We start from the raw sequence: 23,487 nt of genomic DNA on the forward strand, positions 1-23,487 counted from the left end.
CACGAAAAAAAGAAATGCACCGCAGATGCCAGAGGCGGGCGTATCGCGGTGGGACCTGGCGTAGGCCCGGAAGTCGGAATCAGTTTGCCGGGGCCGGGGCCGGGGCCGGGGCTGGGGTCGGGGTCGGGACGGCCATGGCCGGTTCGTCATCCGTCGCAGGGACGCTGCCGGTCCGGGTTGCAGTGTCGGGCTGTCCGAACTGCTGGTCGAGCGCCTCATAGGCGATGCGGGCGCTCTCGCGTGCCCTGACACCGATGGTCTGCATCGCGGCCTTGCCTGTTTCGCAAACCTCGGGCTTGCGTTCGCAGATGCCGGCGATGTCGCCAACCGCCTCGCGCGCGGCGAAAATGGCCTGTAGCGGGCTCACGCTGTTCTCACCATCGGGGCCCGTGCCGAGCGGCAGCAGGAGAAGGACGAGCGAGAACCAGAAAGCGGTTCTGAAGAGAAAGCCCATGGAAGCCTCGTGTGGTCTGTCGGCGCCGGATCTATGCGGCCCCGCATCTTGCTGAGCCGACAATGGCATGAACGAGCAAAGGAGCGCTTGCTGCAAAAGGTGGCATTTCGCGAAGGTTTTTCACCAAAGTTTAACGGACTGGCCCGGCTTGCGTGACTGTGCGCCTGAGTAATCTCTCACGAGACTCGTAAGCAATTGATTTAAATTGCGAAACTTCGAGATTGCGCGTTTTGCGCAGATTCGGGTTCGCGAAGTCGGCAAATAACCCTCCATTTACCATGGCGAGAACTGTTCTCGAATGTCGACGCCGTGATCCCGATATTCGCCATGCGCCAGGGTTTCGGTCGCCTGGCTTTATTCCTTCATTAAAGGCTCGGTGCGAGTTTGGAGACCAACCAGAGAAGAGCCGCAAAGCGAGCCACGGAAGAGTGCGTAGCGTTGAGTTTTGTCATGACCAGATACGGTGAGTTTTCCGGCGCGGTCGCCGGCGGCTGTGACCGGCTGGTCCATCCGTCCATCGATGGCTCCGAACGTTCGCGCCAGCGGCGTCTCGTTGGCCTGTTGTTGGCGGCACCTTTCCTTGTTGCCGGTGCCGGCGTGGTTCTGGTGTCGGCCAATCTGGGCGCGGCCCCGACCTTTGCCGTCATCTTCGCCGCCTTCAGCCTGAGCTGGCTGGCGGCCTTGTTGGTTGCCGCGACCGGCACGGCCGCGTCGATCGGCGTCGCGTCGCTTGGCGTCGGTGCCGTAACCGCTGGCGCCATCATTGCTGCCACGGGCGGCCTGACATCGCCGGCGGCGCTGCTTGCAGCCGCGCTTCCGCTCGAAGCGCTGTGGGTTTGGCGGACGCGGAAAGCGGCTTTGTTCGGCGGGCTCGCGGCCGTTGCTGCGCTGCTGCTGCAAGGTTTGCTTGGCGCCGTGCCATTTGCCGAAAGTGCGACGGCATCCGCATGGCATTGGTTGCTGCCAGTCGCCTGGTTGGCGACCTTCGTCGCTCGCGCTGTACAATTCGCCGGCCATGGCGCCGAACAGGCTGCCGCGCCGGCTGCGCCGCTGGAGCAGGTCCTCCGGGCTGTCGTCCTGCGCGTCGCGCAAAATGGCGACGTGGTTGATGTCTCCGAGCAGGCGCGGACGTTGTTGCGGCTGCAGCCGGAGTTGCTCCTCGGTACTGCCCTGTTCGACCGCATCCATGTGGCTGACCGTGTTGGCTATCTCTGTGCGCTGGCAGACATGCGCGATGGCGCCGAAACGCGTCAGGTGGAGCTGCTTCTGCGTTTGCCCAGGCAGTCCGAGAGCGATGCGGGCGACAATTTCCGGCCGTTCGCACTCGAGTTCATCAAGGCCGGTGTCGAGTTTATTGCGATTGTCCGCAATAACGACACTGTCGCCGAGTTGCGGAACGAACTGGCCAAAGCCACCGACGCCGTGAAGAGCGCGGAACTTGCCAAGAGCAATTTCCTCGCAGCCGTGAGCCACGAACTCAGGACGCCGCTCAACGCGATCATCGGTTTTTCCGACATGCTGCTGCACGAGATGTTCGGCAAGTTCCAGGAGCCGCGCCAGAAGGAATATGTCGGTATCGTCCGCGAGTCCGGCCAGCACCTGCTCGAGGTGGTGAACTCGATTCTCGACGTCACCAAGATCGAGTCGGGTTGCTATGCGATCAACCCGGAGCCTTTCAGGTTCCGCGAGGCGGTCGACATGTGCGCTTCGATGATGGCGCTGCAGATCGAGGCCAAGGCGCTTGACCTGGCTGTCGAAGTGGCTGCCGGCACGGGCGAGGTCAAGGCTGACCGGCGTGCGGTGCAGCAGATGCTGATCAACCTCGTGTCGAATGCGGCAAAATTCACCCCCGATGGCGGTCGCGTCGAGATCGGCGCCAAGCGTCTCGGTTCGCGGCTGCATTTCTGGGTGTCGGACACCGGCATCGGCATCGCCCAGGAAGACCTGTCGCGGCTGGGTACGCCGTTCACGCAGATCCAGAACGACTACACCCGTCGCTTCGAAGGCACCGGCCTTGGGTTGTCGCTGGTCAAGGGACTGGTTGCATTGCACGACGGCGCGATGTCGATCGAGAGCGCGCCGGGCGAGGGGACCACGGTTACCATCAGCCTGCCGATAGAAGGGCCAGCCCTCCGCCCTGAGCCGACGAAGGGCGAAGTGATGCGGTTGCCGGCAGACAGGATCAGGGAGATGCGCAATGGCCCGCTCCGCAAGGCAAGCTAAGCGGGTCGTCGAGGACCGCAGCCCGCTGCAAGAAGGGGCCGTGGCGCTCGGCGGGATGATTGCACGCAATCCGGTGCTGGTCGGCGGTTCGACGGCGTTTCTGGTGGCGCTGTTCTACGTCTCGGCGAATGCGCTGTGGTACCAGCCATATGCGCACAAGGGTGCGTTCTTCTCGACCCGGGAGGTGGTCGAGTTTCCCGACATGAACGAGGATGCGCCGGAGACCACGATCAAGATCGAGCGACCGGAGGCACAGGTCGTGCGCCCCAAGGGCGATCCTCAGATCGAACAAATACAGAGCATCCTGAAGGACCTCGCATTTTATGATGGCACGGTCGACGGGCTGAATGGGCCGGCCACGCGCAGTGCCATCCAGGCGTATCAGAAGAAGGTAGGCCTGACGGCCACGGGCGACATCGACGGCGCGCTGCTCGAGCAACTGGGCGCTGCTGAAACCACGGCCGGAATTGCGCCGACACCGACACCGCGAGCGCAAGCGACACCGGTGTCGAGGCCGCGAACGGGCGGGGCCACCACGGCACCCGTGCGCACGGAGCCCGCAGTCGATGCCGATCCGAGTGCGCGCATCATGAAGATCCAGGCTGGGCTGAAGGCCTTCGGCAATGACGGAATCGACGTTGACGGCGTTCCAGGCGCCAGGACCACGGCGGCAATCCGCGAATTCCAGGCTTTGTTCGGCTTGCCTGAAACGGGCGAGCCCGACCCGGCAGTTTACGTCAAGATGCGTGAGATCGGCCTGACCAACTGAGCCGATAGGCCTGTGCGCTTTCCGAGCGAGCCGCTATAGAGGCCGGATCGAAATTGCGTTCGGGCCTGGCAAATGCGCTTAACCACTGACTTCTGGGTGTCTGCCCTGTTGCGCCGGATTTTCGGCGAGGGCGGCTTTGGCGCGATCCTCAGCCGGGGCGCACTTGAAGCCGGCGCTGTCTTCATCCTGACCCGCGATCGTTTCGGCCGCACCAGCCTCTACGGCCCGGCGCCGCAGACGAGCTACGACATGGCAAGACCCGATGAGCGCCAGTTCAGCCTGCTGGAAAGCGACGATGACGGGACGGCGATCGAAAAGCGGCTCGAGCGCGAGCGGCGCTTCGACCCCGATATCTGGGTGGTCGAGATCGAGCCGGGCCAGACCGAAATCAAGGATCTGGTGTCTCTTACGACGCCCTGAGCTGATCACCCTTTGAGCCGGCTGCCCCTGGCTTAGGCTGTAGCCTGTCCGCGTTGCCGCGGATGCTTGCGCCGACCGCCGCTGCCTTCCAGTCGCGCACGCGGTCGAGCGCTACGTCGCGATGCAACAGCCGGTAGCGCTCAAGGAACAGCCTGATGGCTTCGGCATGGGCGAACTGGCCAGGGAATGTCGTCGCGGTGAGAAGGAATGCCTGCTCTTCAGGCAGGTCTAGCGCCTTGAGCGCGTCAATGAGCGAAGAGTAGCCAGACTTCTCGGTGATCGAACGGGCCGTCTGGAAGTCGATCTCCAGCGCGTCGGCGAGAGCGGTCTGGAAGAATGTGCCGTTGCCGGTAAGGGCGGTCGACTTGAGCCGTTCGTAGGCCGGCGCACGCGTTTGTCCTTCGGTCGATGTCGACTGGTGCGCCGTATTGGGTGTCATCATCGAGCGCAGACGGCGGCGGACGTTTTCGGCAAGTTCGCCCGGGGCGGGAATGTTCGGCGTGTCCTGCACCGCGTCGATTGTCGTTGCGGCTGTCGCTGTGGCGACTGGCACTTCGACCTGTTCCGTCGTTTCGGGGTACACCAGGCGTGGGCGCTCGAGCACCCGGATCAGGTCGGCGATCGTCTGGTTGAGGCCGGGGCGGCGGGCAATCGCGCGCGCATGCGGCAGGCCATGGCGTCCGATCAGCGCGATGAGCGCGACATCCGACAAGACAGGCGAACGGATCAGCAGCGGCGCGGCAATATCGACGCTTTCGTCGCTCAGACGGCGAACGAGGCCGGGCGGCGCATATTCGGTTTCGGAAAGCGCGGCAGAGACATACCGGCGCGCCTCCACCGAAACCTTTTCGAATAGGGGAAGGGTAAGGTCTTCAAGTTGCGCGATTTCGCGGCGCGATGGACGGGGCAGCGCACAGAAGGCGGAAACCGCTGCCCGGAAGAGCCGCTCGGGCTTTCCGGTTTCGCGACCGATGGCAATTTGCCTGAAGTCCGATGCTGACACGAACGGATACGCCTGACACAACCTTGCACTGCCCTGGGATGAGGCGGACGTCGCTGCATCCATCCTCCCGAAGGTGAACATAAACTTAGCGAAGATTTGTTAGCGGACTGTTAACTTTGGCGTTAAGGAAGTCATTCATTAACAAAGACTTATACGCGGATCGTCACGCAAAGGCCGAATTGCCCGTTTTCAGCCGGCGACCTGTGACGTGGCAATGCTGCTGCGTTCACAGACCGCTCACGCCGCATTGGTATGAATGCAGCGTCGAAAGCGGAGCCGCAGCGCCTAAATTGAATCAAATCCGTGACGGTAACCGACTGTTAACTCTCTACTGGCGTTATCGCGATGGAGGCGTTGCGTGCTTACTCCGGTTGAACCGAGAGGGAATCGCGAACCATGGGCAGCATAGTGTCATTCATGCCGCGTCGTGCGACCGTCCACCGGGCCCCACGTACAGCGGAAGCGTCGGCATCCATCATCATCTTTCCGGGCGTGCGTTACGAGCGCACCGGCGGCACGACTTCGTCGCCCGACAATCGCGTCGAAGGCGACAATCGCCGCAAGGATCCGTTGCCGCGACATTGACGGTGGCGACTGCCAAGCTCAGGCGACGTAGTTCATGCGCTGCTACGGCGTATGATTACTGGATTTCGCAGCTGATGCCGTCGAGGAAACGCGACACGATCGGCTTCCAGCTGTCGTCGGGAACAAAGGCACGAACGACGACGATGCCTTCGTCGATCGGCGTTTCCACGAAGATCGATTTTTCGAATTCAGACGGCAATTCCTTGCGCAGATCGATCATCTGCGCCGGTGTGAGCACGACGAAATCGAGATTGCCGTCGGTCGCGGTGCGGTCATTGAAGCTGTAGATGTTCTGGCCGCTGCGATCGTAGACCGAGGCCGACCAGTAGGGGACCTTGCCGGCATTGTCGATGCGGACGACGCCTTCGCCGAGATCGAAGCGGCAGGCGGCTTCGTAGAATGACGGGTCGAGCGACTTCACCACCGGTGCGCCGCCAATCTCGTGGTCGAGGCGGACAACCTTGTTGGGCCCGGCCACCATGGCCAAGCGTGACCATGCATCCCGCTCGGAAAAGCTGGGTACCAGCAGCAGGATGGCGATGTGGGCGATGCCGGCGCCGACCAGCCCGATGGCCAGGGCATGAAACAGCCTACGCATTGCACTGGACCCTGACGATGCGAGGCATTTCGATGCCGGACAGGCCAGTGCTGCTGGCGACGGGCGTGTCGTAGAGGGTCAACACCAGGTTCATTTCGCCGGCTCCCGATACCGGCAGCCAGTTTCCGGGCTCAGGCCGCGCGCCGACAGCAATCTCGATGGAATTGTCGGGCTGGCGCAGGATTTCGAAGGAATGCATCGACGGATCGCGGCGCATGCCCGACTTGAGTGTCATCTGCGCCTTGTCGGTCGCATAGAAAGTCCAGAACCGGGCAACCGGCAGCGATCCCTCGACGCGATAGCTGCATTCGCTTCTCAGGGTCACGCCGCTGGAGTCTCGGTCGGCTACGAAACTGAGGCCTTCGGCGCGGCCGAGCGCAAGCATGCCGTCGCGTGCGACGCGGGCCTTCGAATAGGGATCGGCTTCGGGCGTTCCAATATCGGGAAACGCCGTCCATGGGCCGACTGCGACAGCGCCGATGCCTTCCTGCGAGATCGAGAACCATCGCCACGCTGGCGGCACCGCCGCCAACCGCAACCGCGAGGGCGATAACTATCAGAAGCGATTGTTTCAGCATGAGCCGCCGCAGGATGGAGTTGGCGGAGGAATATCCCGCCATGCGACCGGAAGGCAAGCCGGGAAGGGCTGCAACCGGTACGGGAATGATCGCTGGCCCCTCAATTTGGGAACAATCACAGCGCTGACAGCGTCTCGGGTTCGGTCGGCGGGGTGATGGCGGGCGCTTTCTGGAAGACATCCGCGATCGCGCGCAATGCCCGCGTCGTCGTGCTCGACAGGACCGGAGGTCGGTCGGCCGTGTCGGCTGCCGGCGGCTGGGTTCCACTCTTTGCGGCTTCTTCGGCCTTGGCGATGGTCGCCGGATCGACGAAGGGGTTCTTGATGCCTGGGATGGGCCTTAGGTCGATGTTCTGGTGGGCATAGGCCATGAAACGCTGCCACACCATCGCCGGCAGCGAACCGCCGGTCATGTTGTTGGTGGGCGAGAAGTCGTCGTTTCCGAGCCAGACGGCGGCCGTATAGTTGCCGGTGTAACCGACATACCAGGCGTCGCGATAAGACTGGGTGGTTCCGGTCTTGCCGGCCGAGCGGATGTTGGGAAGCGCTGCCCGGCGGGCCGTGCCGACTTCGGGAATCTGAACCATGATCGAGTTCATCGATGCCACCGCCTGCTCGGACAGCACCCGGTGGGGCGGTGGCGCGTCCTTGCTGTAGTCGTAGATGAGCTGGCCGGAATGAGTGACCAGCTGGGTGATGCCGTGGCGGGTGCCGACGATACCGTCCTGGGCAAGCACGCTGTAGCCGGTGGCCTGGTCCATGACCGTCAGGCCCGATGTGCCGAGCACCATGGTCTTGTGCGAGCTGACGGGAGACTCGACGCCCATCGCCTCGGTCATCGCCTTGATCGGCGGTATCGACAGGTGATCCTTGGCAAGGCGCACCGGCACGGTGTTGATCGATTTGACCAGTGCGGTCGTCAGCGACATGCGGCCGGAATAGCCGCGTGTGTAGTTTTTGGGCGACCAGGCACCCCAGCTGATCGGGCCGTCCGAGATGACCGATTCAGGCGTAAAGCCGTTTTCCATGGCGGTCGCGTAGACATACGGCTTGAATGACGACCCGGTCTGGCGCTGTGCCCTGGTGGCGCGGTTGAACTGGCTGGCGCCGTAGTCGCGGCCGCCGACGATGGCGCGCACCGCACCGTTGGTTTCGATCACGACAACGGCGCCTTCGGTGACGCGGTATTCCTTGCCGAACTGACGCAGGTGGAACTCGACCGATTCCTCTGCCGCCTTCTGGATGTTCATGTCGATCGTGGTGCGCGCGACGAGCGAATGGATGCCCGATTTGGCTGCGATCTTCTTGACCTCGTCGAAGGCCCAGTCGAGGAAATAATCGGGGCTCTTGCGGTCGCCGCGATCGACGATGTCGGCGGGATGGAGACGCGCCGACAGAACCTGCCCCTCGGTCATGAACCCTGCCTGCACGAGGTTGCTGAGAACGACGTTGGCGCGGGCGCGGGCGGCCGGAAGGTTGATGTGCGGGGCGTATTTGGTCGGGGCCTTGAACAGGCCGGCGAGCATCGCCGCTTCTGCGAGGTTGAGGTCCTTGACCTGCTTGCCGAAGTAGAAATCGGCCGCGGCCGCAATGCCGAACGTGCCGCCGCCCATGTAGGCGCGGTCGAGGTAGAGCTGGAGAATATCCTTCTTCGACAGGTTCGATTCGAGCCAGAGCGACAGGAAGGCTTCCTTGACCTTGCGCTCGACGGTGCGCTCGTTGGTGAGGAACAGGTTCTTGGCAAGCTGCTGGGTCAGGCTCGATCCGCCCTGGACGACGGAGTTGGCGCGGACGTTTTCCGACATGGCGCGGATCAGGCCGAGGAAATCGATGCCGTAGTGATCGAAGAAGCGCCGGTCTTCGGTCGCCAGGACGGCCTTGATGACGTGGTCGGGCATTTCGTCGACCGGGACCGAGTCGCGCTGGATTATGCCGCGCTGGCCGATTTCATTGCCGTAGCGGTCGAGGAAGGTGACGGCGAAGTCGTCCTGGTTGCGCCAGTTGCCGGTTGTTTCCTGGAAGGCCGGCATGGCGAGCGCGAGCATCACCACCGAGCCGGCGGCGGCCATGGTGAACCCTTCGCTCAGGACCTCGATGACACCGCGGCGCCAGCCCTTGACGCGGAAGCGGCGGAAGAAAATGGTGGCGCTTTCCCAGAACTGCTGCGTGCGGAAACGCAGTTCGTAAAGCGAAGAGTCGAGCCAAGCATCAAGGGCGAGCAGGCCTGCTGCCAGGCGGCCTCGTTTCTTGCGTGGTTCTACGGGATTTTCCATTCGAGACGGGTCCGGCACGTGACTGCAGCTTATACCTAAATACGGGTGCTGGCGAATTCAGGGCACGCGTCCCTCGGCCCACGGCTGACTTGTCCCCGATTTTCGACGCCGCGACAAGAGGGGGGCGGCAAGCAGCCTGCGGAACAGGAAAATGCACCTCGATAGGAATATATTCTTGACACCGTGACGGTGCTTTGATAGTGTCCGGCTATCGTCAAAGAAGTGTAGCCAAAACGGGCAGCACGGCCAGGCGGTTCTCCCAATCATGATGCTGGAGGTTTCGTTGGTCGCGAGAGCGGACGAGCGATGGCGGGCGCTGCGCGCGCTCCATGAGGGCGCGACGCCGGACGTCGAGCTATTGTCGGTGGCAAGCGGCTATGCCGTGGCCAAGATAGAAAGACGTGCCGCGCGAGATGGCTGGATTGCCGCCGACGACTTCGCCGACCGGTTGGCCCGGTTGGCAGATTCGTTGATCGCGCAGGCAGAAGCCCTGCAGCCGGAAAACGAAGGCGGTTTCGACAAGGCGCAGGTCGACATGGTCGGCTCGATCATCAGGACGGTCGAGAAGATCAACGAATTGATGCGGGGAGGCGAGGCAGCGAAAATGAGCCAGACGGAGCGAGATGCAGAAATGGCAGATGTGCTCGCAAGGATCGACCGACGCATCGTCGAACTTGCCAGAGACTATGCAAGAGTGCTTTGCGCAAACGAGATCTGAACTGGCGCCAAGGTAGCCTGATCGCAAGAGAGTGGTATTGGTCGGCGCGAATCCAGCAATATCTGCTCGAAGCCGAGCCGGCGACGTGGCTGGTGGTGGGCGGGCGTGGCGCCGGCAAGACCCGGCTGGGGGCCGAGTGGGTCAATTCCATGGTGCGTGGGTTCTCGCCTTTCGCATCCAGGCGGCATTCGCCGATAGCCTTGGTCGGAGAGACCCTTGCCGACGTGCGAGAGGTGATGATCGAAGGACCGTCTGGCATCGCAACGATTTCGCGTCATGACAGGCCGCGTTTCGAGCCGAGCCGCAAGAGGCTGGTCTGGGACAGCGGCGCCGTGGCACAGATTTTCTCCTCGGAGGACCCCGACAGCCTGCGTGGGCCGCAGTTTCAAGCTGCCTGGTGCGATGAACTGGCGAAGTGGAAGCATGCCGAAGCGTGTTTCGACATGCTGCAGTTCGGGCTCAGGCTTGGCGACAAGCCGCGCCAGATCATCACCACGACACCACGGCCCGTACCGCTGCTGAAGCGCCTGCTGGCCGACCCGACGGTCCTTGTTACGCGAATGCGCTCGGATGAAAACAGCGCCAACCTGGCGCCAGGTTTCCTGGGCACGATCCGCAGCCGCTACGGCGGCAGTGTGCTCGGACGGCAGGAGCTTGACGGCGAGCTGATCGAGGACCGCGCAGATGCATTGTGGTCGCGCGATATGCTCGAAGCGGCGTTGGTCGCGGCAGCAGCCGACTTGCGTCGTATCGTTGTGGCGGTCGATCCGCCGGCGAGTTCGCGCAAGACATCGGACGCCTGCGGCATTGTTGCGGTCGGACTGGATGGCGCGGGCAGGGCGGTGGTACTCGCCGACGCGACGGTCCAGGCGGCAAAACCGCAGGACTGGGCAGGCACGGCCGTAAGGCTGTTTCACCGCCTGGAGGCTGACTGCATCATCGCAGAGACCAACCAGGGCGGCGAGATGGTGACGGCGGTGATCCGAACGGTCGATCCGGCGGTGCCGGTAAAGGCGGTGCGGGCGAAGCGGTCGAAATGGCTGCGCGCCGAACCGATCGCGGCGCTCTATCCGCAAAGCAAGGTTTTGCATGCTGGACGATTTCCGGCGCTTGAAGACGAAATGTGCGACTTCGGCCCGAATGGGCTGTCCAATGGTCGCTCTCCCGACCGCGTCGATGCGCTGGTCTGGGCGATCGGCGAGTTGATGCCGGACTGGTCGACCGAACCACGAATCCGCGATTTTCTCTGAACAGGAAACGATATGGCTGTGAATTGGCCCAGGTTCTGGCGGACCGGGAAGGGTAGCGCCGTGCCCGAACGCAAGAGCGGCGGACCGACTGGCTTCGTCGCTCTCCACGCCCAGGGCGAGGCGCGCTGGACACGGCGCGACTATGCCGGGCTGGCGCGCGAAGGTTTCATGCGCAATCCGATCGTGCATCGCTCGGTGCGCCTGATCTCTGAGACGGCGTCGGCAATACCCTGGCTGCTCTATGAAGGCGCAACCGAACTGGGCGAGCATGCCTTGCTCGAACTGTTCGAGCGGCCGAACGAGCGGCAGGCCGGTGGCAGCTTCATGGAAGCGCTGTATGGCCACTTGCTGCTTTCGGGCAATGCCTATGTCGAGCTGGTGGCGGCAGGCGGCGGTGCGCGCGAACTGCACCTACTACGGCCCGACCGGGTTGCGGTGGCGAGTGACGCCAATGGGTGGCCGATAGCACTCGACTATCGCGAAGGTGGTGCGCGCCGGCGCATATCCCTTGGCTTGTCGGAGCAGGGCGGGGCGGCACACCTGACGCTGTTTCATCCGCTCGACGATCATTACGGCTTCCCGCCGCTCGAAGCGGCGCTGATCGCCCTCGACACGCACAATGCGGCGGGGCGCTGGAACAAGGCGTTGCTCGACAATTCGGCGCGTCCATCCGGAGCGTTGGTTTATGCGCCCAAGGACGGCGGCAATCTGAGCGACGAACAGTTCGACCGGCTGAAGGCCGAGCTGGAAGAAGGCTATTCGGGAGCGACCCGCGCCGGCCGGCCGCTGCTGCTCGAGGGCGGGCTCGACTGGAAGGCGATGGGCCTGACGCCGAAGGACATGGACTTCATCGAGGCAAAGCATTCGGCGAGCCGCGACATCGCGCTCGCCTTCGGCGTGCCGCCGATGCTGCTCGGCATTCCGGGCGACAACACCTACGCGAACTACCACGAGGCCAACCGCGCCTTCTATCGCCTGACCGTGCTGCCGCTGGTGGCGCGGACGGCGAAGGAACTTTCCGCCTGGCTGGCGCCGGCTTTCGGTGGCGGTCTGCGGCTCTGGTACGACGCCGACCAGGTCGAGGGGCTCGCTGGCGAGCGCGATGCCCTGTGGACCCGGGTCGAAGCGGCCAATTTCCTCAGCGACGACGAAAAGCGCGAGGCGGTGGGTTATCCGCCGCGCGGCTGAACACTCTGAATCTGGGACCTGAAACGATGACCGACATGTCCAATCCCGGCTGGCTGTGGCTGGCCAAGGGCGGGGGCGCGATTGCCGGCTCGGCGATCTCGCTCGCCTACATCCTGCCGCACGGGAGGCGCGAGGCCGCCGTGCGCTTTGCCGTGGGCGTGGTCTGCGGCTTGGTGTTCGGTGGCACGGTCGGCCTGAAGATCGCCGCCGAGCTCGGCATCGAAGAACTGATCAGCCCGACCGAGATAACGATGATGGGGGCCGCGGCGGCAAGCCTGTGCGCCTGGTGGGCGCTCGGCTTCGTCATGCGTGCCTTTGAAGGCAACCGCGTCAGCCGGTGGATCGACGACAGGCGGAAGAGGAAGGGCGCTGATGATGCATGAGGCAGCGATGCGGCACGGCGAACGGAAATTCGTCGACCTAGTGCTCGACGAAGTCGCCATCGACGGCACTTTCTCGGGCTATGCCAGCCTGTTTGGGCGGGTTGATCTCGGCAAGGACGTGGTCGAGCGCGGCGCTTTCGCCAAGTCGCTTCGGACACGCGGCGCGGCGGGCATACGCATGCTGTTTCAGCATGATCCCAACCAGCCGATCGGCACCTGGACGGAGCTGAAGGAGGATTTTCGCGGCCTGTTCGTGCGTGGCCGGCTTACCAAGGACGTGGCGCGGGCCCGCGACGTGCACAATTTGCTGCGCGGCGGCGCGCTCGACGGCCTGTCGATCGGTTTTCGAGCGGTGAAGGCGCGGAAAGAACACGCGAGCGGTGTCCGCCATATCCTCGAGGCGGATCTCTGGGAGATCTCGATCGTCACCTTTCCGATGCTGCCCGAAGCGCGCATCGATACGGTCAAGGGCCGCGGAAGGCTGCCCACCACCCGACAATTCGAAGGTTGGCTCACGCGGGATGCGGGGCTGACCAGGAGCGACGCCCGGGCGGTCATCGCCGAGGGTTTTGCCAGCCTCGTGCGCAAGCGGGACGCCGCATGGGGATCAGAGAGCGGCCTCGCCGAACGCATTCGCGAGGCCACGCGCATGATCAAGCAAAAAGGAAGCAGCGTATGAATGAGACCCACGCGTCGCGCGCCCCCGAAATCAAGGCGGCAGCCGGCGACAACCTCGACCTGAAGGATGCCTTCGGCGAGTTCATGACCACCTTCGAGGCCTTCAAGGACAGCAATGACGAACGCTTGGCGCAGTTGGAAGGCAAGCTCGGCGCCGACGTGGTGACCTCCGACAAGGTCGACCGCATCTCGCGCGCACTCGACGAGCAGAAACGCACGCTCGACAGCCTGTCGCTGAAGCGCCTGCGGCCGACCCTTGGGCGCGACGGCCGGTCGATGCCGAGCGAACACAAGGATGCGTTCGACGCCTATATGCGCAACGGCGACGACCGGCAGTTGCGGGCCCTCGACACCAAGGCGATGTCCTATGGCTCCGGCCAGGACGGCGGCTATCTCGTGCCGAACGAGACCGAAACCGAGATCGGGCGCCGGCTGTCGACATTGTCGCCGCTCCGCTCGATCGCCTCTGTAAGGCAGGTTTCGGCCGCTGTGCTGAAAAAGCCGTTCACCACCACGGGACCGGCCGTGGGCTGGGTGGCCGAGACGGCTACACGGCCGCAGACGGCGACGCCTGTCCTGGCCGAGCTGCAGTTCCCGACGATGGAGCTCTACGCCATGCCGGCGGCGACGGCCTCGCTGCTCGAAGACAGTGTCGTAGATCTCGACCAGTGGATCGCATCCGAGGTGGAGACGGCCTTTGCCGAGCAGGAAGGCACCGCCTTCGTCAATGGCAATGGCGTCAACAAGCCCAAGGGCTTCCTCGACTACAACAAGGTGGCCGAGGCGAGTTGGGCCTGGGGCGATATCGGCTATGTGGTGACCGGCGTGTCGGGTGCGCTGCCCGCGTCGAGCCCCTCGGACATCCTGATCGATACCGTCTATACGCTGAAGGCCGGCTATCGCCAGAATGCCAACTGGGTGATGAACCGTAAGACCCAGGCGTCGATCCGCAAGCTGAAGGATGCCGACGGCAACTATCTCTGGCAGCCGCCTTCGGCACCTGGCCAGCGCGCCATGCTGATGGGCTTCCCGCTTGTCGAGGCCGAGGACATGCCGGATGCGGCCGCTAACGCGACGCCGATCGCCTTCGGCGATTTCGGGCGCGGCTATCTGGTCGTCGACCGGACCGGTGTGCGCGTGCTGCGCGATCCCTATTCCGCCAAGCCCTACGTGCTGTTCTACACGACCAAGCGCGTCGGCGGCGGTGTCCAGGACTTCAGCGCGATCAAGCTGCTCAAATACGGCACCGCGTAAGCCGGTTCGAACGAGATATTGCTCCCGTTTGCCGCTCAGTGCCGTTGCGGCCCCGGTTCCTCCCCGCCGGGGCCGCTCCCTTTCCATGCCAGACACAGGTGATGAATGACCCTGATCAGAACCGGCGCGCCGGCGGTCGAGCCCGTGACGCTGGTCGACGCCAAGGCGCATCTGCGCATATCGCATGCCAGCGAGGACGCGCTGATCAGTGGCCTGATCCGCGCCGCGCGAGAGGATGTCGAGCGCACGACGGGTACCGCGCTGATCGACCAGACCTGGCGGCTGGTGCTCGACCGCTGGCCGGCTGACAATTTCGTGATGCTGATGCGGAACCCGGTGCGGCAGGTGATTTCGGTGACGACCTTCGGCAGCGAGGGCGAGGCCTCGGTCATCAATCCCGGCGATTACCAGCTGGACACGCTGTCGCGGCCGGCGCGCATCCACTTCGAGCGTGCGCCGGAGCGGCTGCGCGTGATGAATGGCGTGGAGATCGATTTTCGCGCCGGCTTCGGCGAGGCGGGGACCGATGTGCCTGATCTGCTCAAACGAGCGATGCTTGTGCTCGTTGCGCATTGGTACGAGTTCCGCACGAGCTTCGGTCCCGACGACCAGCCCGTGTCCTATCCCGGCGGGTATGACCGGCTGCTTTCCGGCTATCGAGCCCGGAGGCTCTGATGCGCGCGAGCTTCATCGATCCCGGCGCGCTGCGCAGCGAGTTTGCACTCGAACAATGCGTGACGACGCCGGACAGCCTCGGCGGCCATACGGAAAACTGGGTCGAGCTGGCGACGTTGTTTGCCCGGGTCGAGCCGGTTTCGACGCACAGCTTGTTCGGCGCCGACCAATCGCTGGAGACGGCAACGCATCGTGTGACCGTGAGGTGGCGGGCAGGATTGAAAAGCGGGATGCGACTGCGCCGGGGCCCGCGCGTACTGGACATCATTACCGTGCACGACCCCGACGAAACGCAGCGTTACCTCGTTTGCCGCACAAGGGAGCAAGGTGCATGAACGTGACGATGAAGCTGACGCTGGATGGGCTGAAGCGGGCGCTGCGCTGGAAGGCGCATGAACTGGCGGAGAGCGCCGAACAAGGCTACCGTGACGTCGTGCCCGCCGAAAAGTCGGCCGACGTGCCGTCTTCGCGGGCGGTGGCGAGAAGCAAGAGGGAGCGAAGCGATGACCGCCCCGGCCGCTGAGTTGCAGAAGGCGGTATTTGCGGCGCTCCGTGGCAACGCCGCGCTGGTGGCACTCTTGGGCGGCCCGAAGATCCACGACCCGGCGCCCGCCAATGTCGACTTTCCCTACCTGACTTTCGGGCGGACGAGCGTGTACGACTGGAGCACGGACACCGAAAGCGGCACCGAACAGCTGTTCTCGGTCCACGTCTGGTCGAAGTCGCAGGGCAAGCGCGAGGCGCTCGAAATCATGGAAGCAGTGCGTGGTCTGCTCGATGATGCGACGCTCAACCTGGGCACGCAGCATCTGGTCAGCATGCGGCTCGAATTCTCCGAAACACGCTTCGACGACCGGCTATCCGTGCAGCATGGTCTGTTGCGCTTTCGCGCTGTGACCGAGCCGGTGGCCGCCTGACGGGCCAACAGCCGCCCAGTATCATTCTCAAGACATTTCAGGAGACCAACGAATGGTCGCACAGAAGGGCAAGGACCTTTTGCTCAAGATCGACAGCAACGGTCTGGGCAGCTTTGTCACAGTTGCAGGGCTGCGTTCCAAGCGCATTGCCTTCAACAGCGAGACGGTCGATATCACCGATGCCGAGTCGGTCGGGCGCTGGCGCGAGCTCTTGGCCGGGAGCGGCGTGCAGCGGGCGGCGGTGAGCGGGTCCGGCATCTTTAAGGACCAGCAGTCCGATGCCAGGATCCGCACATGCTTTTTTGGCGGCGAGATTGTCAGGTGGCAACTGGCCGTGCCTGATTTCGGCGTCGTCGACGGGCCGTTCCAAATCACCGCGCTGGAATACACCGGCAACCACGACGGCGAGGTGACGTTCGAGGTGGCGCTGGAGTCCGCCGGTGTCGTCGGCTTCACGGTGGCGCCATGACGGCGAACAGGCGGCGCGGCGAGATTGCCGCCGAACTGGACGGCAAGAACCACCGGCTGTGCCTGACATTGGGCGCCTTGGCCGAGCTCGAAGCGAGCTATGCCGCCGATGACTTGGCCGCGCTGGTGCAACGCTTTTCGTCCGGCCGACTGTCAGCAACCGACATGATCCGCATCATCGGCGCTGGCTTGCGGGGTGCCGGACATGAGCTTTCCGACGACGAGGTGGGCGGCATGCGTGCCGAAGGCGGCGTCGCAGGCTTTGCCGCGATCGTGGCGGACCTTCTGACCACGACCTTCGGCGCTGCGCCCAAGGCAGAGGATGGCCGAAACCCTTAGGTGCCGCAGCGGGTACCGGCGCTGAATTTCCCTGGGACAGCGTGATGGCCACGGGATTCGGCCTGCTGCGGCTATCGCCGAAGGACTTCTGGGCGATGACGCCACGCGAACTGGAGCGAGCGATGAGCATGCTGCCGCCAGGTACCGGCGGTGCGCCGACAAAGGCGCAGCTCGACGCGCTGATGACGATGTTCCCCGACAAGGACAAAAAGCATGGCTGAGGAAGTGACAGTGGCGATCCGCGCAGATACGGCGCCGTTCCAGACTGCGCTGCAGTTGCTGGAGCGGCTGTCGGACAGTTTCGGCGCGCAACTGACCGGCGCCTTGAAGAGTGCAGTGGTAAGTGGACGCGAACTGGACGACATCCTGCGGCGCATCGGCCTGAACCTCGCCGGCATGGCGTTGGAGCAAGGACTGGCGCCGCTGCAGTCGCTGGCGGGCTCGCTATTTTCGAAGCTGCTTGGTGGCTTGTCCGGCATCTTGCCGTTCGCCAAGGGTGGGGTGACGGGCAGCATCGTGCCGTTCGCCTCCGGCGGGGTGGTGTCGTCGCCAACCTATTTTCCGGCCGGCAGGAACATCGGATTGATGGGCGAAGCTGGCGCCGAGGCGATCCTGCCGCTGCGCCGTGGAGCTGATGGTAGCCTGGGCGTCGCGGCACCCGGCGGTGGTGGCGCCGTCAGTGTCGTCTTCAACGTGACAGCACAGGACGCTGCATCGTTCCGCAAATCCGAAGCGCAGATCACCGGCATGCTGGCGCGGGCTGTTTCGCGCGGCGCGCGAACGTTCTGAGGGAGAGGTCGTGACGGAATTGGCCAGCTTTCATGATGAAGTCTTTCCGCTCGCCGTATCCTTTGGCGCGACGGGCGGGCCCGAGCGGCGCAACGAGATCGTTTCGCTGACCTCGGGGCGCGAGAAGCGCAACCTGCGCTTTTCGCAGTCGCGCCACCACTATGACGCCGGCACCGGCGTCAAGTCGCTGGACGACCTGCACGATGTGCTGTCGTTTTTCGAGGCGCGGCGCGGATCGCTGCATGCCTTCCGTTTCCGCGATCCCTTCGACATGAAGTCGTGCCGGCCGGGAGACCTGCCCACCATGCTCGATCAGTCGCTTGGATCGGGGGACGGAGCCAGGGCACGCTTTTCCTTGGTCAAAGCGTATGGTCCCGGCATCGATGCGTACAAACGCCTGATTGCCAAGCCGGTCCTGGCCAGTCTCCGGGTGGCTGTCGCGGGCGTCGAACGACTTTCGCCGGCGTTCTCGTTCGATGGCGCTACCGGCGATGTTGTATTTTCGTCCGGATCGATCCCGGGCACCGGCGCGCTGGTCACGGCGGGTTTTGAATTCCATGTGCCCGTCCGCTTCGATACCGAGCGGTTGTCGCTGAGCCTGACGGCCTTCAAGGCGGGGCAGATCCCGTCGATCCCTCTGGTGGAGGTGCGCCTGTGACCATGCTCGTGGAACTGGCCGATCACCTCGGCCGAGCTGTGACCAGCGTATGCCATTGCTGGCGGCTGACCAGGAAAGATGGCGTTGTCAGCGGCTACACCGACCACGATCGTCCGCTCGAATTCGATGGCACGACCTTCGAGCCGGAATCCGGGTTGAGCGCCAGCGAAGCACGCAGTTCGCTCGGCCTGGCCGTCGACACCGTCGATGTCGAGGGAGCGCTGAGTTCGGACCGAATCCGCAACGAGGACATTGCGGCGGGGCTCTATGACCGCGCGACCGTGGAGACTTTCTTGGTCAACTGGATGGCGCCGGGGCAATTCGCATCGTTGCGGATGGCGACCGTAGGCAGGATTACCCGCAGCGACCAGCGCTTCGTCGCCGAACTGGAGAGCGCTACGCACGCGCTCGACCAGGTGCGGGGGCGCTATGTCAGCCGCTCATGCGACGCTGAGCTCGGCGACCAGCGCTGCGGTGTGGCGCTGAGCCCGCCACAGTTTTCCGGCAGCGGGACGGTTTTGGCGGTTGCCGAACCCGACATGCTGACTGTTTCGGGATTGAGCGGTTTTGCGCCGGGATGGTTTGGGCATGGCACGCTGACCTGGACTACCGGGGCAAGAGCCGGCCGAAGCGAAAGGATCGACGACCATCGTCGGGATGGTTTGGGCGTGACGCTCATCTTGGGGTCGCATTCCGGCTCCCCAGCGGCGGCAGGAGATGCGTTCTCGGTTCGCGCCGGCTGCGACAAGACGTTCGCGACCTGCAAGGCGAAGTTCTCCAATGCGCTTAGCTTTCGCGGGTTTCCGCATCTGCCTGGCAATGACGCCGGCTACGCCTACGTCACGGAGGGCGGCAAATTCGATGGCGGGCCGATCGTGTCATGAGCGGAAATGCTGGCAGGGACCGGATAGCAGCATCTGTCGTTTCGGTGGCATTGGAATGGGTCGGTACGCCCTACAGGCACCAGGGCAGCCGCAAGGGCGTCGCCTGCGATTGCCTCGGCCTGGTTCTCGGCGTGTGGCGTGAAGTCTACGGGCGCGAACTGGAACCGCCGGGACCCTATGCGCCCGACTGGGCCGAAGCCACCGAACAGGAGCGCTTGCTCGAAGGGTTGCGCCGGCATTTCGAGGAGAAGCCGATCTCGGCGATAGCAGCCGGCGACCTCATCGTGTTTCGCTGGCGGTCGCATCTTCCGGCCAAGCACGCAGCAATCCTGATCGAGCCGGATAACTTCGTGCATGCCTATCAGGATCATGGCGTGACGCTGACGCGGCTGGTGCCGCAGTGGCGCCGCCGCATCGCGGCAGCCTTTGCCTTTCCAGATATGACATAGCCGATAGCGGAGACCGGAGATGGCGACCATTCTATTGCAGGCAGCCGGGGCGTTTCTCGGCGGCATGCTCGGGCCTATCGGCACCGCCATCGGCACGGCTGCAGGCGCGCTGGCTGGTTATGTCGTCGACCGCGCACTGATCGACGGCACAAGGCGTATCGAAGGTCCACGGCTAGCGGGAGCGCGGCCGTTCACGGCAGAAGAGGGCGCCTCCCTGCCGCGCATCTACGGCTCGGCGCGTGTCGGCGGTACGCTGATCTGGGCGACGCGTTTCAAAGAGACACGTTCGACGCGACGCCAGGGCAAGATGGGGCCGAAGGTCACCGAATATGCCTATTACGGCAATGCCGCCTTTGCCCTGTGCGAAGGCGAGATCGCCGGGGTTCGCCGGGTCTGGGCTGATGGCCGCGAGATCGATCGCAACACGATCGAATTGCGCATTCACCTCGGCACCGAAGGCCAGGCCGTCGATCCGCTGATTGCAGCCAAGCAGGGTGCGGGCAACGCTCCTGCCTATCGCGGCGTGGCCTACGCCGTGGTCGAGAACCTGGACATTGGCGAATACGGCAACCGCATTCCCCAGATGCAGTTCGAGGTGATCCGGCCGATAGGCGAATTGCGCAGTCATGTCCGCGCGATCTCGCTGATACCGGGAGCCACCGAATATGGTCTGTCGACGAGCCTGGTCCGGCGCCAGAGGCGGCCCGGCGACACGGAGGCGGTCAATCGGCATGTGCTGTATGCCGGCACCGACATCGCCGCCTCGCTCGATGAACTGCAGATGCTTTGCCCGAACCTGGAGAACGTGGCGCTCGTCGTTGCCTGGTTCGGCACCGACCTGCGTGCGGGTCATTGCCGGATAAGGCCCGGCGTCACCCAGTCGTCCACCTCCGGCCTGTCGGCAGTTTGGCAGGTTTCGGGCATCGGCCGGCCGGAAGCCATGGTGGTTTCGACCCACGCCGGAGGCCCGGCCTATGGCGGGACGCCTTCCGACAAGAGCGTCAGAGAGGCGATCGCCGAGATCAAGGCCCGCGGCCTGAAGGTGACGCTCTATCCGTTCGTGATGATGGACATTGCCGAGGGTAACAGCTTGCCTGATCCCTATGGCCATTCCAGCCAGCCGAGTTATCCATGGCGCGGGCGCATCACCTGCGCGCCGGCGCCGCTGCTTCCCGGCACCGTGGATCGCACCGCGGCGGCGCGGAGCCAGATCGATGCGTTCTCCGGGGCCGCGCTGCGGACCCAGTTCGCGGCTGCCGGCGACATGATCAGTTTCGGGGGCAATCCAGGCGACTGGAGCTACCGGCGCTTCATTTTGCATTACGCGCACCTCGCAGCTGTGGCGGGCGGGGTCGATGCGTTCATCGTCGGCACGGAATTGTGCGGTCTGACGACATTGCGCGACGGCGCCAATGCTTTTCCGTTTGTCGAGAAGCTTTGCACCCTGGCGTCTGACGCTCGCGCGGTGTTGGGTTCGGCATGCCGCATCACCTACGGCGCTGACTGGAGCGAATATTACGGGCACCAGCCCGGTGACGGCAGCGGCGACGTCTACTTTCATCTCGACCAGCTTTGGGCGCATCCGGCAATCGATGCGGTCGGCATCGACAACTACATGCCCCTGTCTGATTGGCGCGACGGCGACTATACCGGCGGAAACCCGGACGGATTTGCCTCGCCCTACGATCTCGCCGGCCTGAGCTCGTCCATCGTCGGCGGCGAGGGGTTCGACTGGTATTATCCCAATTTCGAGGCGAGACAATCGCAATCGAGAACGCCGATCAGCGATGGCGCCCACGGCAAGCCGTGGGTATTTCGCTACAAGGACCTGGTCGGCTGGTGGAGCAACCAACACCATAACCGGCCCGGCGGGGTGGAAGCGGCAATGCCGACGGCGTGGGTGCCGCGGAGCAAGCCGATCTGGTTCACCGAGCTTGGATGCCCGGCGATCGACAAGGGGCCGAACCAGCCCAACATGTTTCCGGACGTCAAATCGTCCGAGAACGGAACGCCATACTTTTCGAACGGCGGCCGGTCGGACATTGCACAGCGCCGCCTGCTCGAAGCGCACGCCGCGCATTGGGATCCGGCGTCAGCCGGCTTCAACGGGGCGTACAATCCGCTGTCGCCGGTATATGGCGGCCGCATGGTCGATGTGGCGCGCAGCTACGTTTGGGCGTGGGACGCGCGTCCCTATCCGGTCTTCCCACTGCAGTCGCGAGTCTGGTCCGATGGCGCCGGCTGGCATCGCGGCCATTGGCTGAACGGCCGTTTTGGCAGCCCGACGGTTGCCGATCTCATCAACGCCATCCTGCGCGATCATGGACTGCCGCCGGCCAATGTGGATGGCGTCGAGGGAACGGTCACCGGCTATGTGATCGCCGACCCGGCGTCGGCGCGGGGTGCGCTCGAACCGCTGGTCGACTTGTTTGGCCTTTCCGCGAGCCAGCAACCGGGCGGACTGGCATTCAAGCGGACGACAGCCTCGAACATCGCCGCAATCGAACTGACCGACCTCGCGTTTGACGGCGAGAACGCCGTGGCCGAGACCGCACGCAGCCCCGATCACGATCTGCCGGCGGAGGCGATCCTCAGTTTCCGCGACCCGGTTGCCGACTATCAATCGGCTTCGGTCAGGAGCACGAGATTTGCCGCGGTGGGCAGTCGCCAGCACGGCCTGTCATTTCCTGGCGTGCTGGAAGCCGGGCAGGCGCGCATGCTTGCCGACGACTGGATGCGGCGGACCTGGCAAGAGCGCGAACGTGTCAGCTTCGCCCTGGCCGAGCCACGGGCGGATATCGTGCCCGGCACGATCATCAAGCTTCCGGCCTCCGGCAGCACGTACGAATTCCTGGTGACCGAGATCGAACAGGGGTTGGTTCGCAAGGTTGCAGCACGGCAGATGGCGCGATCGGTGCCGGCGCCCTGGCGTTCATCGAATCCTGGCGTTGCAGCCACCGCCCCGGTTGTTGCGGGACAGCCCCACGCCGTATTTCTCGATCTTCCGATGATGGATGGCAGCACGGCAAATCCGCACCTGCAATTTCGCGTCGCGGTGACGCAAACGCCCTGGAGGAGCCAGGCGCTGTTCGTTTCACCGGAGGAGACCGGCTTTGCGTTGCGCGGGTCGGTCGGTCGCCGTGCCGACATCGGTGTGCTCACGGCGATGTTGGCGCCCGGAATGGAAGGAAGGATCGACCGCGCGGCGGCTTTGACCGTTGAGCTTTACGAAGGCGAGCTGGCGAGTGTCAGCCGGCTGCAACTTCTCAACGGCGCGAACCTCGTCGCGGTGCGGTCTGCCGGGGGCGCCTGGGAAGTGCTGCAATTCGAAAGTGCCGAGGAAATTGCACCGGAGATTTGGCGATTGCGTGGGCTGCTGCGCGGGCAGTTCGGGACTGGCGATGCCGCTGCCGCCGGCGCTGCGGTTGGCGCAGACCTGGTCGTCCTCGACGAAGGGGTGGTGCCTGCCGGTTTGTTGGCCGGCGAGGCCGGTTTGCAGCTCAATTGGCGCGTCGGTCCGCTGGGTGCAGATTTCTCCAGCGCCAGCTTCTCTGCATCAAGCGAAACAGGAGGCAAGCGCGCGCTGATGCCATTTTCTCCCGTTCACCTCAGGGGAAGGCGGGCGGGAGCCGGCGATCTTTCGCTGTGGTGGATCAGGCGTGGACGTATCGACGCCGACAGTTGGGAAGCTAGCGACATTCCGCTCGGCGAGGAGCGGGAGGAATATCGCGTCGAGGTATCGGCCACAGGCGGTGGCGTGCTCCGCTCGGCCACCGTCTCGACGCCGGCCTGGATCTACGCTGCGGCGGACATCGTTGCCGATTTCGGCGTCCCGCCGCCGGCGGTCGACATCACGGTGCGCCAGTTGAGCGTCGCCGCAGGCCCGGGCCTTCCTGTCACAAGACGGTTTTCGCTCGCCTGAGGCGGGTGGGTCA

Annotated in this window: 26 protein-coding genes and 1 pseudogene; 22 read left to right on the plus strand and 5 right to left on the minus strand. The window is 64.2% G+C overall.

The features are described from left to right. Positions 1 to 79: 79 nt before the first annotated feature. Entirely contained in the window at positions 80 to 454 is a 375-nt protein-coding gene (locus WHT83_RS11675) for a DUF5330 domain-containing protein (protein WP_406873858.1), read from the minus strand. Between the two features lie 450 nt (positions 455 to 904). Between WHT83_RS11675 and WHT83_RS11680 the strand changes: the two genes are divergently transcribed. From WHT83_RS11680 to WHT83_RS11690, 3 genes are all read left to right on the plus strand, one after another. After that, positions 905 to 2,677: an ATP-binding protein gene (locus tag WHT83_RS11680; RefSeq protein ID WP_406873859.1), complete on the plus strand. Its 1,773-nt coding sequence runs from the start codon at positions 905 to 907 to the stop codon at positions 2,675 to 2,677. Further along, positions 2,652 to 3,446: a peptidoglycan-binding protein gene (locus WHT83_RS11685; protein WP_183263556.1), complete on the plus strand. Its 795-nt coding sequence runs from the start codon at positions 2,652 to 2,654 to the stop codon at positions 3,444 to 3,446. The genes WHT83_RS11680 and WHT83_RS11685 overlap by 26 nt, the downstream gene beginning before the upstream one ends. A 72-nt stretch (positions 3,447 to 3,518) precedes the next feature. Then, a complete protein-coding gene (locus tag WHT83_RS11690) occupies positions 3,519 to 3,866 on the plus strand; it encodes a DUF1491 family protein (protein WP_318762216.1) in 348 nt (115 codons plus the stop codon). On the opposite strand, the gene WHT83_RS11695 is transcribed toward WHT83_RS11690, so the two are convergent. Continuing rightward, positions 3,853 to 4,869 (minus strand): DUF2336 domain-containing protein, encoded by a 1,017-nt coding sequence (locus WHT83_RS11695; protein WP_108609989.1) that lies wholly within the window; start codon positions 4,867 to 4,869, stop codon positions 3,853 to 3,855. The two genes, WHT83_RS11690 and WHT83_RS11695, sit on opposite strands and share 14 nt — an antisense overlap. A 417-nt stretch (positions 4,870 to 5,286) precedes the next feature. Here WHT83_RS11695 and WHT83_RS11700 point away from each other — a divergent pair, with 417 nt between their 5' ends. Continuing rightward, positions 5,287 to 5,454, plus strand: coding sequence for a hypothetical protein (locus tag WHT83_RS11700; protein ID WP_183263554.1), 168 nt, complete (start codon positions 5,287 to 5,289; stop codon positions 5,452 to 5,454). A 55-nt stretch (positions 5,455 to 5,509) separates the two neighbouring features. Here WHT83_RS11700 and WHT83_RS11705 read toward each other — a convergent pair whose 3' ends face one another. The 3 genes from WHT83_RS11705 to WHT83_RS11715 all read right to left on the minus strand — a co-directional run bounded on the left by WHT83_RS11705 (position 5,510) and on the right by WHT83_RS11715 (position 8,902). Next, positions 5,510 to 6,052 (minus strand): DUF1254 domain-containing protein, encoded by a 543-nt coding sequence (locus tag WHT83_RS11705; RefSeq protein ID WP_108608833.1) that lies wholly within the window; start codon positions 6,050 to 6,052, stop codon positions 5,510 to 5,512. Further along, on the minus strand, positions 6,045 to 6,575 hold the full coding sequence (locus WHT83_RS11710) for a DUF1214 domain-containing protein (protein WP_406873860.1): 531 nt from the start codon (positions 6,573 to 6,575) through the stop codon (positions 6,045 to 6,047). The genes WHT83_RS11705 and WHT83_RS11710 overlap by 8 nt, the downstream gene beginning before the upstream one ends. 170 nt (positions 6,576 to 6,745) lie before the next feature. Further along, on the minus strand, positions 6,746 to 8,902 hold the full coding sequence (locus tag WHT83_RS11715) for a transglycosylase domain-containing protein (protein ID WP_318762215.1): 2,157 nt from the start codon (positions 8,900 to 8,902) through the stop codon (positions 6,746 to 6,748). Between the two features lie 283 nt (positions 8,903 to 9,185). On the opposite strand from WHT83_RS11715, the gene WHT83_RS11720 reads away from it, so the two are divergent. From WHT83_RS11720 to WHT83_RS11805, 18 genes and pseudogenes are all read left to right on the plus strand, one after another. Next, a complete protein-coding gene (locus tag WHT83_RS11720) occupies positions 9,186 to 9,620 on the plus strand; it encodes a hypothetical protein (RefSeq protein ID WP_406873861.1) in 435 nt (144 codons plus the stop codon). After that, positions 9,602 to 10,870 (plus strand): DNA-packaging protein, encoded by a 1,269-nt coding sequence (locus WHT83_RS11725; protein WP_406873862.1) that lies wholly within the window; start codon positions 9,602 to 9,604, stop codon positions 10,868 to 10,870. Before WHT83_RS11720 ends, WHT83_RS11725 begins: the two co-directional genes overlap by 19 nt. Before the next feature lie 12 nt (positions 10,871 to 10,882). Next, entirely contained in the window at positions 10,883 to 12,058 is a 1,176-nt protein-coding gene (locus WHT83_RS11730; RefSeq protein ID WP_406873863.1) for a phage portal protein, read from the plus strand. A gap of 26 nt (positions 12,059 to 12,084) precedes the next feature. Then, positions 12,085 to 12,441 carry a DUF6107 family protein gene (locus tag WHT83_RS11735; RefSeq protein WP_406873864.1) on the plus strand — a complete coding sequence of 119 codons (357 nt, stop codon included), beginning with the start codon at positions 12,085 to 12,087 and terminating at the stop codon, positions 12,439 to 12,441. After that, the gene (locus tag WHT83_RS11740; protein WP_406873963.1) at positions 12,434 to 13,120 is read left to right on the plus strand and encodes an HK97 family phage prohead protease; all 687 of its coding nucleotides are present in this window, start codon (positions 12,434 to 12,436) and stop codon (positions 13,118 to 13,120) included. Before WHT83_RS11735 ends, WHT83_RS11740 begins: the two co-directional genes overlap by 8 nt. Next, on the plus strand, positions 13,117 to 14,373 hold the full coding sequence (locus WHT83_RS11745; protein ID WP_406873865.1) for a phage major capsid protein: 1,257 nt from the start codon (positions 13,117 to 13,119) through the stop codon (positions 14,371 to 14,373). Before WHT83_RS11740 ends, WHT83_RS11745 begins: the two co-directional genes overlap by 4 nt. 105 nt (positions 14,374 to 14,478) lie before the next feature. Then, entirely contained in the window at positions 14,479 to 15,048 is a 570-nt protein-coding gene (locus WHT83_RS11750) for a head-tail connector protein (protein WP_406873866.1), read from the plus strand. Next, the gene (locus WHT83_RS11755; protein WP_406873867.1) at positions 15,048 to 15,383 is read left to right on the plus strand and encodes a phage head closure protein; all 336 of its coding nucleotides are present in this window, start codon (positions 15,048 to 15,050) and stop codon (positions 15,381 to 15,383) included. Before WHT83_RS11750 ends, WHT83_RS11755 begins: the two co-directional genes overlap by 1 nt. Next, positions 15,380 to 15,571, plus strand: coding sequence for a hypothetical protein (locus tag WHT83_RS11760; protein WP_406873868.1), 192 nt, complete (start codon positions 15,380 to 15,382; stop codon positions 15,569 to 15,571). Before WHT83_RS11755 ends, WHT83_RS11760 begins: the two co-directional genes overlap by 4 nt. Continuing rightward, complete coding sequence (locus WHT83_RS11765) at positions 15,552 to 15,965, plus strand: DUF3168 domain-containing protein (protein ID WP_183263544.1); 414 nt, start codon at positions 15,552 to 15,554, stop codon at positions 15,963 to 15,965. Before WHT83_RS11760 ends, WHT83_RS11765 begins: the two co-directional genes overlap by 20 nt. A gap of 52 nt (positions 15,966 to 16,017) precedes the next feature. Further along, entirely contained in the window at positions 16,018 to 16,434 is a 417-nt protein-coding gene (locus WHT83_RS11770) for a phage major tail protein, TP901-1 family (protein WP_406873869.1), read from the plus strand. Continuing rightward, positions 16,431 to 16,772, plus strand: coding sequence for a gene transfer agent family protein (locus WHT83_RS11775; protein ID WP_183263542.1), 342 nt, complete (start codon positions 16,431 to 16,433; stop codon positions 16,770 to 16,772). Before WHT83_RS11770 ends, WHT83_RS11775 begins: the two co-directional genes overlap by 4 nt. 38 nt (positions 16,773 to 16,810) lie before the next feature. After that, positions 16,811 to 16,993: pseudogene (locus WHT83_RS11780) on the plus strand (phage tail assembly chaperone); the annotation flags it as partial. After that, positions 16,986 to 17,561 carry a phage tail tape measure protein gene (locus WHT83_RS11785; protein WP_406873870.1) on the plus strand — a complete coding sequence of 192 codons (576 nt, stop codon included), beginning with the start codon at positions 16,986 to 16,988 and terminating at the stop codon, positions 17,559 to 17,561. The pseudogene WHT83_RS11780 and the gene WHT83_RS11785, both read left to right, overlap by 8 nt. A 19-nt stretch (positions 17,562 to 17,580) precedes the next feature. Beyond that, the gene (locus WHT83_RS11790) at positions 17,581 to 18,219 is read left to right on the plus strand and encodes a TIGR02217 family protein (RefSeq protein ID WP_406873964.1); all 639 of its coding nucleotides are present in this window, start codon (positions 17,581 to 17,583) and stop codon (positions 18,217 to 18,219) included. Between the two features lie 2 nt (positions 18,220 to 18,221). Next, entirely contained in the window at positions 18,222 to 19,103 is an 882-nt protein-coding gene (locus WHT83_RS11795; RefSeq protein WP_406873965.1) for a DUF2163 domain-containing protein, read from the plus strand. Continuing rightward, positions 19,100 to 19,552 carry an NlpC/P60 family protein gene (locus WHT83_RS11800; RefSeq protein ID WP_406873871.1) on the plus strand — a complete coding sequence of 151 codons (453 nt, stop codon included), beginning with the start codon at positions 19,100 to 19,102 and terminating at the stop codon, positions 19,550 to 19,552. Before WHT83_RS11795 ends, WHT83_RS11800 begins: the two co-directional genes overlap by 4 nt. Positions 19,553 to 19,571: 19 nt before the next feature. Continuing rightward, positions 19,572 to 23,474 (plus strand): glycoside hydrolase TIM-barrel-like domain-containing protein, encoded by a 3,903-nt coding sequence (locus WHT83_RS11805; protein ID WP_406873872.1) that lies wholly within the window; start codon positions 19,572 to 19,574, stop codon positions 23,472 to 23,474. The last annotated feature ends 13 nt before the right edge of the window (positions 23,475 to 23,487 follow it).

Origin of the sequence: Aminobacter sp. P9b (assembly GCF_045345995.1) — a bacterium.
In the GTDB taxonomy this organism is placed as follows: domain Bacteria; phylum Pseudomonadota; class Alphaproteobacteria; order Rhizobiales; family Rhizobiaceae; genus Aminobacter; species Aminobacter niigataensis.

Excerpts from the sequence above, each read along its gene's own strand:
- WHT83_RS11675 (WP_406873858.1), bottom strand. The coding sequence starts at position 454 with ATGGGCTTTCTCTTCAGAACCGCTTTCTGGTTCTCGCTCGTCCTTCTC.
- WHT83_RS11680 (WP_406873859.1), top strand. The coding sequence starts at position 905 with ATGACCAGATACGGTGAGTTTTCCGGCGCGGTCGCCGGCGGCTGTGAC.
- WHT83_RS11685 (WP_183263556.1), top strand. The coding sequence starts at position 2,652 with ATGGCCCGCTCCGCAAGGCAAGCTAAGCGGGTCGTCGAGGACCGCAGC.
- WHT83_RS11690 (WP_318762216.1), top strand. The coding sequence starts at position 3,519 with ATGCGCTTAACCACTGACTTCTGGGTGTCTGCCCTGTTGCGCCGGATT.
- WHT83_RS11700 (WP_183263554.1), top strand. The coding sequence starts at position 5,287 with ATGCCGCGTCGTGCGACCGTCCACCGGGCCCCACGTACAGCGGAAGCG.
- WHT83_RS11705 (WP_108608833.1), bottom strand. The coding sequence starts at position 6,052 with ATGCGTAGGCTGTTTCATGCCCTGGCCATCGGGCTGGTCGGCGCCGGC.
- WHT83_RS11715 (WP_318762215.1), bottom strand. The coding sequence starts at position 8,902 with ATGGAAAATCCCGTAGAACCACGCAAGAAACGAGGCCGCCTGGCAGCA.
- WHT83_RS11730 (WP_406873863.1), top strand. The coding sequence starts at position 10,883 with ATGGCTGTGAATTGGCCCAGGTTCTGGCGGACCGGGAAGGGTAGCGCC.
- WHT83_RS11735 (WP_406873864.1), top strand. The coding sequence starts at position 12,085 with ATGACCGACATGTCCAATCCCGGCTGGCTGTGGCTGGCCAAGGGCGGG.
- WHT83_RS11740 (WP_406873963.1), top strand. The coding sequence starts at position 12,434 with ATGCATGAGGCAGCGATGCGGCACGGCGAACGGAAATTCGTCGACCTA.
- WHT83_RS11745 (WP_406873865.1), top strand. The coding sequence starts at position 13,117 with ATGAATGAGACCCACGCGTCGCGCGCCCCCGAAATCAAGGCGGCAGCC.
- WHT83_RS11750 (WP_406873866.1), top strand. The coding sequence starts at position 14,479 with ATGACCCTGATCAGAACCGGCGCGCCGGCGGTCGAGCCCGTGACGCTG.
- WHT83_RS11755 (WP_406873867.1), top strand. The coding sequence starts at position 15,048 with ATGCGCGCGAGCTTCATCGATCCCGGCGCGCTGCGCAGCGAGTTTGCA.
- WHT83_RS11760 (WP_406873868.1), top strand. The coding sequence starts at position 15,380 with ATGAACGTGACGATGAAGCTGACGCTGGATGGGCTGAAGCGGGCGCTG.
- WHT83_RS11765 (WP_183263544.1), top strand. The coding sequence starts at position 15,552 with ATGACCGCCCCGGCCGCTGAGTTGCAGAAGGCGGTATTTGCGGCGCTC.
- WHT83_RS11770 (WP_406873869.1), top strand. The coding sequence starts at position 16,018 with ATGGTCGCACAGAAGGGCAAGGACCTTTTGCTCAAGATCGACAGCAAC.
- WHT83_RS11775 (WP_183263542.1), top strand. The coding sequence starts at position 16,431 with ATGACGGCGAACAGGCGGCGCGGCGAGATTGCCGCCGAACTGGACGGC.
- WHT83_RS11785 (WP_406873870.1), top strand. The coding sequence starts at position 16,986 with ATGGCTGAGGAAGTGACAGTGGCGATCCGCGCAGATACGGCGCCGTTC.
- WHT83_RS11795 (WP_406873965.1), top strand. The coding sequence starts at position 18,222 with ATGCTCGTGGAACTGGCCGATCACCTCGGCCGAGCTGTGACCAGCGTA.
- WHT83_RS11800 (WP_406873871.1), top strand. The coding sequence starts at position 19,100 with ATGAGCGGAAATGCTGGCAGGGACCGGATAGCAGCATCTGTCGTTTCG.
- WHT83_RS11805 (WP_406873872.1), top strand. The coding sequence starts at position 19,572 with ATGGCGACCATTCTATTGCAGGCAGCCGGGGCGTTTCTCGGCGGCATG.